The organism is Candidatus Nitrosopumilus sp., from assembly GCF_965263415.1.
Lineage (GTDB): Archaea > Thermoproteota > Nitrososphaeria > Nitrososphaerales > Nitrosopumilaceae > Nitrosopumilus.
In genome coordinates this window covers 1,214,818-1,227,089 of the sequence record NZ_OZ253671.1, presented here as the reverse complement: position 1 = coordinate 1,227,089, position 12,272 = coordinate 1,214,818, and the positions used below count along the sequence as shown (strand labels likewise).

Below are 12,272 nucleotides of genomic sequence, written 5' to 3'. Positions count from 1 at the left end.
ATTTGCCTTGTCTCGTACTTTTTTCATTACACAGAATTTTGCAAGAGTTTTCTTAAATCCCATAACTAAGATGCGAAATCAAGTAACTTAAGTATATTGATAGAATCTAATCAAAAGAATAATCAAAACTAGTGAATTTTGTGAATATCCTCACCACAATGAATGCAGAAAAAAGAGCCATTTTTTGACCAATAGTGCTCACAGTTGGAGTTATTCATGATTAAGATGTTCTTTTACGCATAAGAGAAGACCAGTCCAAAACATCAAACATTAGAAGAAAAAGATTTGATCTAAAAAAAATCAAGAAATTTGGTCCAATTTTGCATCTAAGGAGTTGACCTGAGATATCAAATTTCTCACAATATTATCAATTGTTTCAGTTTTATTTTGTTTAGGGGCATCAGATTCATCTGCCCAATCAAGCATTGCATCAAATATAGAGCGAACTTGTAAAGAATCATCATACAATTCATCTATTGTAAACAATTTTTTCTTGTTTTCATCTTTAGGAAAAATCATCAAATGCCCATCTTTTAAAATTTGAAATTGTTGAGAAGCTATGGCATCGGCAAAATCAGCTAAAAACAAACCTCTAATTGCATTTTTTAATTTTGGATTATATTGCATTTTATTACAAGTTTTTTTGAGTATTTGACCAAGAGTTGTATTTTCATCAAACCCACCTTTGAGTTTATTAGAATCAATTATTATTTTTAGAAATTTTTCAAATACCTTAAGATGAGAATTGATGTAAGACATCATAGAGTAAACTACAAAGATTATGACATCATCACGTTTTGTTTCAAAGTCATCTAATTTTCTAATTGTTTCAGCAAATACTTGAGAGAAGCTTTTTTGAAAGTCTATGAAATTACGAAAAAATTGTTCATCATGATATTTAGAATTAAAATGATATAATTTCTTTTTTTCAATATCATTTAGAATAACCAGTGTAGCCCTATAGTTTGAATCATCATACACCACAAGACTTGTGAATTTTGTGTGAACTTAAGTTTTTGATTCACATTAAACGTTCGTTTTTTAATTTCTGCTTATTTCTATAAACGATCAAATGGTAATTGATAATTTGTTTTAATTTTTCTTCCACAGTTAATTGATCAGCAGTAGCAATGCTTAGAAATCCAAGATAATCATTGTCATTAAGTTTGATGCATATCTTTCGCATCAGATAAGTTAGCAGAATTGAGCCTAAAAGAGGAGGTTATTGTAAAAATAGACTCATTTTAGAGTAATCAAACTAGTCTTTTTTGAAAAGATTATGATTGAAATTATAGAAATTGTGAGAATTAGCAAGACGATTCCTCCAAATTCAGGAATTACTTTAGACCCCATTATTGTGATTTCTCTTGAAGTGTTATCAAGTGGAATGACTAGCTGAGTTGCAGTATTATCACTAATTGTAGAATCAGATTCAAACTCAACCATATTTCCATCAACCCATACGGTTGTAGGATTATCAATTAGTTCTTTTGGCAAAGTTATGGTAAGATGTTCATTATTGCTCTCTCCTGTCAATGTAAATGTCAGAGTTTTTTCGTCAGGATTTACATGAACTGCAGGAGCTAAATGTGCATCTAGGAAATATTTTACTTCAAATCCTAATCCATCATCAGTATAGCCAGATGCAATTCTATCGATTGATTTTACGCTACCAGGATCCAAAACCACGTGAACCACACCATTCATCCAAGGATGAAGTGTGCAATAATAGTAAAAATCACCAAGGTCATCAAACTGATGGGTATAAGATTTTCCTGCAGTAAAAAATCCACTATCAAATAGCCCATCTTCATCATCGGGAGTAGGCATTTGTTCTCCTGTAGGATTGATTGAAGTTACAGTATGAAATGCAGTATCAGCATTAGACCAGGTTACACTATCCCCTGGAAAAACAGTGATTATACCAGTTGTCTCACCAGTGTCTTTTTGAGACCAAAAATAAGGGAAATTTTCATCAGATGCACCTGAAGGAATTTTTATTTCATAATTTTCAGCAAACGCAAAACTGAAGCCTGCCATCAAGATTGCCATTAGAGGTAAAGCTGCAAGTGCATACTTCATGATTATACAACTGTCAAGTAGTATTTCAACCAAGCCATGATCGACAAAACATACAAAAACCAGATACCCGTTTCATTAATGTGCAGACGAAGTTTATTTTTGTCACAGGTGGTGTGATGTCTGGCCTTGGAAAAGGCGTAACAACTTCCTCGATTGCAAAATTATTACAACTAGCAGATCAAAAGGTATCATGTATCAAAATAGATCCTTATCTGAATTATGATGCTGGAACTATGAACCCAGTAGCTCATGGAGAAGTATTTGTCACAGATGACGGAGGGGAATGCGACATGGATATTGGAAATTATGAACGATTTCTTAATCAAGACATTCCAAAAAGCCACAACATTACTACTGCTCAAGTATACTCCTCAGTAATAGAAGCAGAAAGAAAAGGGGAGTATCTAGGAGCATGTGTTCAAATTATTCCTCATGTGACTGATGAAATTAAGAATAGAATTAGGAATATAGCTGAAGATGAAAAATTGGATTTTCTAATTGTTGAATGTGGAGGAACAGTTGGAGATATCGAATCACTTCCATTCTTAGAAGCATTAAGACAAATGAAAGTTGAAGAAGGACCGCAAGGTGTTATTTTTGTTCATGTAACACTTGCTCCATCGCTTGATGTAGTAGGAGAACAAAAAACAAAACCAACGCAACATAGTGCACAAGAACTAAGAAGAATCGGTATTCAACCAGACTTTTTGGCAGTAAGATGTACCTTACCATTAGAGGAAAAAACAAAGAAAAAGATTGCAATGTTTACTAATGTAACTGCAAAAGATGTTCTTTCATGCCATGATGCAAAATCAATTTTTGAAGTACCACAAATGTTGTATGATCAAGGAATCATGGATGCAATATTTACTAAATTTGGAATAGTGGGAATGGTTAATGCATCAGCTAACTGGGACAAATGGAATGCAATTGCACAAAACATGGTAAATCATGAAGATCAAAAGGTAAAGATTGCAATGGTTGGAAAATATGTTACATTAGCAGACAGTTACGTAAGTGTAAACCATGCATTAAAGCATGCAGGAGCACAAATGGGTAAATCAGTAGATATTGATTGGATTGATTCAGAATCAATTACAGATTATTCTGTATTATCAAAATATGATGGAATATTAGTTCCAGGGGGATTTGGTACTCGCGGCTCAGAGGGAATAATTCAAACTGCAAACTATGCACGTGAAAACAACATACCATATCTAGGAATATGTTTTGGATTCCAATTAGCAGCAATTGCGTTTGGAAGAAATGTTTTGAAATTAGATGACGCAAATTCTACAGAAATTGAACCAAACACAAAAAATCCAATTGTAGATTTACTGCCAGAACAAAAAGATGTTTCAGATATGGGAGGATCATTAAGGCTAGGAGCAAATGAAGTATTAATCAAAGAAAACACAAATGCTCAAAAAATCTATGGCACCACAACAATTAGCAAACGACACAGACATAGATATGAAATCAATAAAGAATACATTCCAAAATTTGAAGAAAATGGTTTGATATTTTCAGCTGATAGTGATAATGGTAAAAGAATGGAGGTGTTAGAAATTCCTAGTCATAAATTCTATCTAGGAGTTCAGTTCCATCCAGAGTTCAACAGCAGACCAGGATTCCCGGAAGAAGCATTTGCAGCATTTATCAAAGCAGCATCTGAAAAATAATCAAGAATTATGGTAAAAGAATGTTGAATTTGGCACCATTAGTGTAATCTTTTGCAACCCAGATTTTTCCACCATGGGATTCAATAATTCCCTTACAAATAGCCAGTCCAAGTCCAGTTCCTTTATGTTTAATTTCTGGAGGGACAACTAATTGATGGAATTTTTCAAACACAGTTCCATGATGTTTTTCAGGAATTCCTATGCCGTTATCTTCTATACTGATCAAAGTTTGACCATCATCAGCAACATCAGATGAAATGATAATTTTTCCATTTTCTTTTGGAACAAAGTCAACAGCATTTTTGACAATGTTTGTAATGACTTGAGAAATACGAGAGACGTCACAGGAGATTGTTTTAGATTTTTTAACGTTAATGTCTAAAACAACTCCTCTTGATTCAACCATATCTTTTAGGTTAACACATATTTTTTCAAATAATGAATTAGATTCAATATCTTGAATTTTTAATTTCATAGTACCCATATCTAATTTTTTAACATCATTCAAATCAGACAATAGTTCACTTAATCTATCGCAATTAGACATAATGTCTTCAATTCTTTCTTTTTGTTTTTGATTTATTGTAGCATCTTTATCAGTAAGTAACAACTGACATGCCAACATGATAGGAGTTAACGAATTTTTTATCTCATGACTAATTATAGATACAAACTCATCTTTTTGCATAGAGTAAAGATTTGAAATGCTTCAATAAAAGAATAATGAAGCCCTATGGTAAAAGAATGTTGAATTTGGCACCATTAGTGTAATCTTTTGCAACCCAGATTTTTCCACCATGTGATTCAATAATTCCCTTACAAATAGCCAGTCCAAGTCCAGTTCCTTCATGGGAAATATCTTTAGGAGTATCTAATTGATGGAATTTTTCAAACACAGTTCCATGATGTTTTTCAGGAATTCCTATGCCGTTATCTTCTATACTGATCAAAGTTTGACCATCATCAGCAACATCAGATGAAATGATAATTTTTCCATTTTCTTTTGGAACAAAGTCAACAGCATTTTTGACAATGTTTGTAATGACTTGAGAAATACGAGAGACGTCACAGGAGATTGTTTTAGATTTTTTAACGTTAATGTCTAAAACAACTCCTCTTGATTCAACCATATCTTTTAGGTTGGGGACAATTTTGTTCAATAGAATCTCAACATCAACATCTTCCTTATGTAAACTCATATCATTTCTATCCAATGTTTTGATATCAGACAAATCAGATAACAAAGCAGTTACTTGGTTAGAATTTACCAAAATTTGGTCAATTCTACGTTTTTGTTTTTGAGTGAGAGGGCCTTCTTTTTCCGTAAGTAGTAATTGACATGCTAAAATGATAGGAGTTAGAGGGTTTTTTATCTCATGGCTGACCATAGAAACAAGTTCATCTTTTTGTTTATCAATCTCTTCTAGTTCCGCAATCTTTGTTTCGCTTTTTGAAACTCTACCAGCCAACATCATCACAATAAATCCTGCTAAGGTACCAAGACCAATTACAGTTGGAATAATATTCTCATACATGAAATAAAGAGATTTGAGATTCTTTACTTGTTTCAATAATGTTTTTTCAGAAAAATTTGTAGGTTCATCCCATGCATCTAAAACAACAATTTTTTGTCCATCAATTAATGCATAATCTGTAAATTGTTCACTAAACGAAACATCCATTCCAGTAACAGGTTCAATATAGTTTGTGGCTCTATAATGCTCCCATATTTGTTCTGAAAAATCAGGATAAACATCAGATACATCAAAAATTTCTTCACCCTCAAATTTGTAGACAGTTACTCCATCAAGTGTAGTTTCTTCAACAAAATGATAATTCATTACAGCTCCACCAATATCATAAACAAAGTAATCTTTTTTCTCTACATGTGGGGGGAATGCAAAGCGACCAGCTTTATCCAAATATTCACGAGTGTTTTTATCCACGCGTTCATCAATCTCTACAACCCAAAAACTCTCAGTAGTTAAGATATCTGTGTAATCATATGTAGTACGTAGCAGTAATTCATTACCATTTATTTCCAGAATTTCTCGATCCCAGTGAAATAGCATTTTTGTAGGTTCAGAAAGGACACACCCAATACAATCAGCAAACTGAATCATCCCAACATTTTCAGCAGTAATTTCCAAGATGTCATGACTAGTTAACAGTTCAGGAGTTATTGCAAAAACCCAAATTAAAAGAAATGAAATTCCTATTCCTAAAACAATGAAAGGGGAATTTTGCATAATAACACACTACTCAATTTTAGATATTTCATAAATTTTTTGTCTAGCATCACGTATGGAAACTTTCTTTTTGACATAACCTTTCTTTAACAGATGACTTAACGCCAATCTAACAGTTCTATCAGGAAGAAGGGTTTTGTTTGCCAAGTCTTTTTGAGTCAATGCACCTTCATACTCCAAAGTTTTCAAGAGTAATTTAGAGCTAGGAGGCATGCTAAGTAATTCTTCTGCCAAATGAACTTTTTTTGCCAAAGCAGAAATAGCAGTAGAATCTTTTTTCAGACGAATAATCTTTGCAGGAGGAAAGAATTGTGTACATTCAACAGTTTTGTTTACTTTGTACCTATCAAGACCATCAAGTACTACTTCACAATGTAGTCGTGCAGAAATATCATCAATCTCAATTGAACTATCATTAGATACAATGATAGGTCTTCTTGTAACGTCAAGAGAGTTTACGGAGATAATTTCAAAAACTGCAGAATCTTGAAACAATACGGGACCTCCAGCAGACATTGAATATGCCGAAGAACCAATAGGTGTTGAGACGATAATTCCATCACTATTATCGTGCCATACTTCTTCACCATTAACACGCAAAGTATGTTCCATCAACATTGCACTTCGAGAAGAAAAAACGGCAACATCATTTAGTACAGGATAGACATTTTTTCCATCTATTTTTACACCTAGTCTAGGAACTTCTTCAACTGTGTACTTTTGTTTTTTCAAAATTCCAACATATGATGAAAATTCTTTTAGATCAATTTGTGCCAAAAACCCACTTGTCTCACCTTCACTAATTCCTAAAATTGGCAAGGTAGAGTCAAACGTTCTATGAAAATAATTACGGACGCCTTTATCACCGCCCAAAACTATAACACAATCAGCAGGTTTACTCTTTGATTTTGTAATTGGAAATGATTTGATTCCAGCATCATCAAGTATTTTTTTTACGTATTTTGCCGCATTACTAGTACTTCCAGAACCATAGATACCTATTTGCATAGAGTAAACATTTGAAATGCTTCAATAAAAGAATAATGTACCTACAAGTCTCGAAATTTTACCAAATTGTAAAAGTACGAGGCATTGTTTTGAATTACTCCTTTACGAGGTATTTTTTGCAATCCAACATTTTTTGAATCAAGTGCAGCCTGGGCAGCACCTCCAGCAAAACACAAAGCCCACAGATAGTCTTTTTCCTTAAGCATTGTACAACAAAATGCAGCACAAAAAATATCACCTATACCTGTGGTATCATGAATCTCTTTGTTTGGCAAAGTAATAGAATACACTTTGTCTTTTACCAACAAAGAGACATCAGTTTTGTTTGTAAGCAATACATACTCTACACCTTTTTTCTGAAGGGCAACCATCATCTCATCATGAGTGCCAGAAACTAGTTGTTGTGCTTCTTCAGGGTTCACTTTGATTGCATTAACACTTGAAAGATCAACATCATTTTTTTGTAAGAAAACATTGTTTTGAGAATCTTTTTCTCGAAGAAATCCTTGAGGGTCAACAAACAAAAAATTTGAGTCATCTTTAATTTTTTTTAAGGTATCATTTGTAATTTCATGAAATATAGGACTGACAAGATGACCATCTGCATTTGTGTTTGAATATTCAATAGGATCACATTGATTTTCTAGTTTGAGAGTTCGGTCAGCACCAGTAATTGATATTGCAAATTTTGTAGTGTTTTTACTTGAATCAGGATTGATCAGATTAATCTTATTATCAGAAAGATATTGTTTTGGAAAATCATTTCCAAATTTTGTATACAGATCAACGTCGAATTTGAATCCTCTTGCAGTTAATCCACAATAGCATGCAGATCCACCAATTTGCTCATAATTATTGTCTCCAATAGATATAGTGTCAACAGCACAATGAGCAAAAACAGCTAATTTCATTTCTCTTGGTTTGATATGGTATAGATTTAGTTTTTTGCATTGTTTTTGTCAAAACAGGTTTTACAAAGAATTTCGCCTTTTAACATGAACAACTCTACTCCAGAATTATAACAACTATGACAAAGACCACGCATATTCTCTAAATGAAATTACACGATCTAGAATTAAAACATGGAGTATTTTTGGTTCATTTTTAGGCATAAATCTAACAAAATTTTTGAAATGTCCACAAGAATATAAGTAGGGAAATCAGTTTATTGTCATGCCACTTAAGCGTGCAAGTAGAGGCCGTACAAAAGGAGGAAAAGGTTCCTCAGGTGTCGTACAATGTACAAACTGCGGACAAACAGTTCCAAAAGACAAGGCAAAAAAAGTTACATCCAGACTAAACCTAGTGGAACACACATTGGCCAAAGAACTACGTGCACAAGGAGCATACATTGCATCACCTACAGTTCTAAAATGGTACTGTATTTCATGTGCAATTCACTTTAAGATTCTAAAAATTAGATCTGCAGACAATAGAAGAAAACGTGGAAAACTACGATAGTCTTATTCTTTGATGTTTTTTGCAGTAACAATCATTCTTTGAATTAATGTAATTGCAGCAATTATTACTACAATAATGACTGCTATCTCCATAAATCCAATAATTCCAATAATTGCAATTACAAGTAATCTTTCAGCTCGCTCACCAATTCCTACACCTTGTAATTTTACATTTATTGCATCAGACTTTGCTCTTGCATAGCTTACCAATAATGACAATGTGATTGCAAGAAATACCAAATAAGGTTCAGCATATCCTCCAACTAAAATTCCTAAAAATATTGCAGTCTCTGCAATTTTATCAAACATTGAATCAAGATACGAACCTTTCTGAGATGTTTTTCCAGTTACACGTGCAACTTGTCCATCCACCATATCAAAGAATCCTGAAACAAGTAACAAAATGCCTCCAATAATTAACCCAAATTCAATTCCAAGTCCATAAACTATTGCAGAAAGAAATGCAACACCTAAACCAACTGCAGTCCAAAAATTAGGAGACAATCCTGTAGATGCAAATCCGCTACCAATCTTTTCAAGTGTAGGTTTGAGAGTATCTCGGAGATTGTTTAACACGTGATAACCCCAACAGTACTAGCTAATAAAGTGAGCAGGAGTAAAAACTAGGCAAAGCATAGTCAATTTTTTGAGATTTATTGGTTTTGAGATAGATTGATTGCAATAAGCGTTGACATTATCTTTGCTGCAAGGGATGCAGTTGCACCATTATCATGGTATGGATTTAATTCAACTATATCAGCACCAATAACTTTTGTTTCTTGAAGAGAGTAAATCATGTCAAATAATTCTCTAGAAGTTATTCCTACTGCTTCAGGATTTCCAACGCCGGGGGCAAATGCAGGATCAAGAACATCAAGATCAAAACTAGAATACATAGTATCAAAAGTTGAAACATGATCTTTTAGTAATTGAGGACCTTTACCATCACGGATCTCTTTATCAGAAATTGTCTTAATTTTGTGTTCAGTTAAAAATTCCAATTCTTCTTTAACAAATGCACGAGCTCCAACATGTAGAATATTTTCTGCACCTCGTTCTTCAACAACACGTCGAAGATAGGATGCATGACTGAGTTTGATATCAGCAAACTCATCTCTCAAATCATAATGAGCATCAAATACAACATAACCAGTATCTTTTGGAAAACTAGTATACGTGCCATATGTGATAGAGTGTTCTCCACCTAAAATGAACAACTGTCTTTGCTTTGCAACTAGTTCAGTTGTGATTTTTTTTACCATATCAATCATTTCAGATGCTACAACCGTATGACGAGTATTACCTAAATCCTCAATGTTTACAGTTTCCAAATCCACAGATAATTCAGGATGAAATATCTCAATATTGTTAAAAGAATCTCTAATTGCATCAGGACCAAATCTGCAACCAGGTTTGTATGAATGAGTTGCATCAAAAGGAATTCCAAAAACGGTTGCTACAGGTTCAGAGTCATCATCTGATGCAGTTATCAGAGGATTTTTGTTCATGTATAAATCAAGAAAACTCATAGACTACACCATTAATTGAGGTCTCTTTGAGAGGTGCTGTGATTGATTTAATCCAGTGTATGGTTTGCTTGAAGTTTGTTCATTAATTTCATTCATGAAATCATCAAATGAGACTTCTCTCACGTTTCCAGTTTGTCTATCACGTATACTTAGATTTTCAGATCCTGCTTCTTTTTCTCCAATTACCAAAATATATTGAATCCATTCCTTTTCAGCTTCACGGATTCTTTTACCAATACTTTCGTTTCGGTCATCAACATCAACACGAACATTTTGTGCAGATATTTTATCACATAAATTATTACAAAAATCATAAAACTCTTCTTTCAGAGGAATAATTCTGACTTGTGTTGGTGCAAGCCATAATGGAAATTGCGGTTTTGTGCCTTTCTTTGAATCAGCAGCAGCTTTTTCCAATAAAGCATAGATTATTCTTTCAATTGCACCACTTGGAGAGTTGTGCAGGATAATTGGGTGTTGAGTAGTATTATTCTCATCAACAAATTCAATTCCATATCGGTCACCATTTTCAACATCGATTTGATCAGTGGATAAAGCAGATGCTTTTCCCAAATTATCAATAAAGTTGAATTCCCATTTTAAAACAAAGTAAAAGAATTTCTCTTTCCACATCTCAACTAATACAGGTCTACCATGTTTCTTGACTAATTCTTCAATAGAGGATTTGTTTTCATTGTAAAAGTCCTCAGTAAATCTAATCGCCATATCATAATCAGATTCGTCAATTCCTAATTCTTTTAGAACATCTTGAGATAAATCAAATCTAACTTTAATCTCATCTACAGCTTGCGGAATATCTTTGCAAAATGCATGACAATCAGGCATTGTAAATGCACGTAATCTTCTCAAACCTACTAACTCTCCAGATTGTTCACGTCTAAAGCTGTATCGAGTAAGCTCATAGAGTTTGTATGGTAAATTTTTGTAAGACATTTGGTATTGATTTGCCATAAGAAATTGTCCAAAACAGGCTGCAAATCTCAAAAAGAGTTTCTTTCCTTCAGAATCAATATTGTATTGTCTTGCAGGGAATCGATTAAAGTAACTAACCATGCTCGGGTGTTCTGAATCATACATGATTGGAGTTTCAACTTCATGGCCGCCATATTCTTTGACTCTATCAGTAACATATCTCTCAATTAGGGATTTCATCAGACGCCCATTTGGAAAGAATTTCATATTTCCAGAATCAGATGCAGGTTCATAATCTGCAATTGCAAGTTTCTTCATCAATGCAACATGTGGAGGAGGTTCATCTACTTGACGTTGTTTTGCAGATTCGTATTTAGCTAACACTTCTAATTTTTTATGATTTGAAAAGTCAAAGTCTCCAATGTTAGTCATTGTTCCATCAGGAGACATTATTTTCCAATAAGAGCGGATTGTAGATTCACCTTTTAGTGCATCAGAAGTGTCTTCGTTATCATCTTTAGTAGAAGAATCTTTTGTAACAACCTTGGAGCTTTCAGCTAATGGGTGTCCTTTGACTTGAACTTTGTAAGATTTTGTCCAGCCAAAAGGAGAATGGGAAACTTCAAGATCTGATGCTTCAGATTCCATTTCTTTTAACAAAGACATCGCAGTAGATGGTTTTGCAAGATTTGAGCTAAGATGAGCATAAGGGTATAGCAATAATTTTTTACAGCCAATTTTTTCCATTGAATTTTTTATCTGAGATATTGCGTTTTTTGCAACAGACGAATCATCGCCATCTTCAATTGCAACAAATGCAACTACAATTTCTTCTAGTTTCTGTGTTTGAGGATTTTCAATCTCTTCGGCGGATTTGATCTCTTTTTTTGTAGGTGTGTATTCTATGCTATCACAGTGTAGTTGTAATATTCGCATAACTTCAAACAGAAAAGATAATTGAAATAAGTGTTTGCTGGAATGGTGGAATTTTTTCAGGGAGTTTTACCACGTAGTGAAATTACTGAGCGTAAAATCAAGCCAGACATACCCAAATTAGATGTAAGAAATGCAGATGCTCGCTTCAAAGAATCTTGGCCACGAAATCCTTCATCATAAACCATCTCAACACTTCCCTTGTCAGTTTCAACAAAAGAAGTGATTAGAGAATAATTACCCAATTTTTCATCATTTTTTTCCAAGTAAAGACGCAACTCTACTTTAGAAATTTTGAATTCATCTTGAATAAAATTCCCTGAAGAAAATAAAACCTCTACATCATCAGGAGTTCTATTTACTCTCTGAGGATCATGCAAGTCAACTATATCCATT

General features: G+C 33.5%; 12 protein-coding genes. 2 read left to right on the top strand and 10 right to left on the bottom strand.

Annotated features, from left to right (window positions below; translation table 11 throughout):
* Window positions 1-300: 300 nt before the first annotated feature.
* A complete protein-coding gene (locus tag ACQY22_RS07755) occupies window positions 301-984 on the bottom strand; it encodes a hypothetical protein (protein WP_428324122.1) in 684 nt (227 codons plus the stop codon).
* 255 nt (window positions 985-1,239) lie between these two features.
* Window positions 1,240-2,082, bottom strand: a complete 843-nt coding sequence (locus tag ACQY22_RS07750; protein WP_428324121.1) for a cupredoxin domain-containing protein — start codon at window positions 2,080-2,082, stop codon at window positions 1,240-1,242.
* An 80-nt stretch (window positions 2,083-2,162) separates the two neighbouring features.
* Here ACQY22_RS07750 and pyrG point away from each other — a divergent pair, with 80 nt between their 5' ends.
* A complete protein-coding gene (pyrG, locus tag ACQY22_RS07745; protein WP_428324120.1) occupies window positions 2,163-3,764 on the top strand; it encodes a glutamine hydrolyzing CTP synthase in 1,602 nt (533 codons plus the stop codon).
* Between the two features lie 7 nt (window positions 3,765-3,771).
* Here the strand turns inward: pyrG and ACQY22_RS07740 are convergent, their stop codons facing one another.
* The 4 genes from ACQY22_RS07740 to ACQY22_RS07725 are packed head-to-tail and all read right to left on the bottom strand — an operon-like array spanning window position 3,772 to window position 7,932.
* Complete coding sequence (locus ACQY22_RS07740) at window positions 3,772-4,452, bottom strand: sensor histidine kinase (RefSeq protein WP_428324119.1); 681 nt, start codon at window positions 4,450-4,452, stop codon at window positions 3,772-3,774.
* Window positions 4,453-4,495: 43 nt separating this feature from the next.
* Window positions 4,496-6,013, bottom strand: coding sequence for a porin PorA family protein (locus ACQY22_RS07735; RefSeq protein ID WP_428324118.1), 1,518 nt, complete (start codon window positions 6,011-6,013; stop codon window positions 4,496-4,498).
* Between the two features lie 9 nt (window positions 6,014-6,022).
* Window positions 6,023-7,021: an NAD(+)/NADH kinase gene (locus ACQY22_RS07730; RefSeq protein ID WP_428324117.1), complete on the bottom strand. Its 999-nt coding sequence runs from the start codon at window positions 7,019-7,021 to the stop codon at window positions 6,023-6,025.
* Between the two features lie 41 nt (window positions 7,022-7,062).
* On the bottom strand, window positions 7,063-7,932 hold the full coding sequence (locus ACQY22_RS07725; protein ID WP_428324116.1) for a PfkB family carbohydrate kinase: 870 nt from the start codon (window positions 7,930-7,932) through the stop codon (window positions 7,063-7,065).
* Between the two features lie 262 nt (window positions 7,933-8,194).
* On the opposite strand from ACQY22_RS07725, the gene ACQY22_RS07720 reads away from it, so the two are divergent.
* On the top strand, window positions 8,195-8,482 hold the full coding sequence (locus tag ACQY22_RS07720) for a 30S ribosomal protein S26e (RefSeq protein WP_012215306.1): 288 nt from the start codon (window positions 8,195-8,197) through the stop codon (window positions 8,480-8,482).
* Window positions 8,483-8,484: 2 nt separating this feature from the next.
* Here ACQY22_RS07720 and ACQY22_RS07715 read toward each other — a convergent pair whose 3' ends face one another.
* The 4 genes from ACQY22_RS07715 to ACQY22_RS07700 form a co-directional block, all read right to left on the bottom strand.
* The gene (locus ACQY22_RS07715; protein WP_428324115.1) at window positions 8,485-9,057 is read right to left on the bottom strand and encodes a CDP-alcohol phosphatidyltransferase family protein; all 573 of its coding nucleotides are present in this window, start codon (window positions 9,055-9,057) and stop codon (window positions 8,485-8,487) included.
* 77 nt (window positions 9,058-9,134) lie between these two features.
* Window positions 9,135-10,010 carry an agmatinase gene (gene speB / locus ACQY22_RS07710; RefSeq protein ID WP_428324114.1) on the bottom strand — a complete coding sequence of 292 codons (876 nt, stop codon included), beginning with the start codon at window positions 10,008-10,010 and terminating at the stop codon, window positions 9,135-9,137.
* A gap of 3 nt (window positions 10,011-10,013) precedes the next feature.
* Window positions 10,014-11,879 carry a threonine--tRNA ligase gene (locus ACQY22_RS07705; RefSeq protein ID WP_428324113.1) on the bottom strand — a complete coding sequence of 622 codons (1,866 nt, stop codon included), beginning with the start codon at window positions 11,877-11,879 and terminating at the stop codon, window positions 10,014-10,016.
* 56 nt (window positions 11,880-11,935) lie between these two features.
* Complete coding sequence (locus ACQY22_RS07700; protein WP_428324112.1) at window positions 11,936-12,271, bottom strand: hypothetical protein; 336 nt, start codon at window positions 12,269-12,271, stop codon at window positions 11,936-11,938.
* Window position 12,272: the final 1 nt, after the last annotated feature.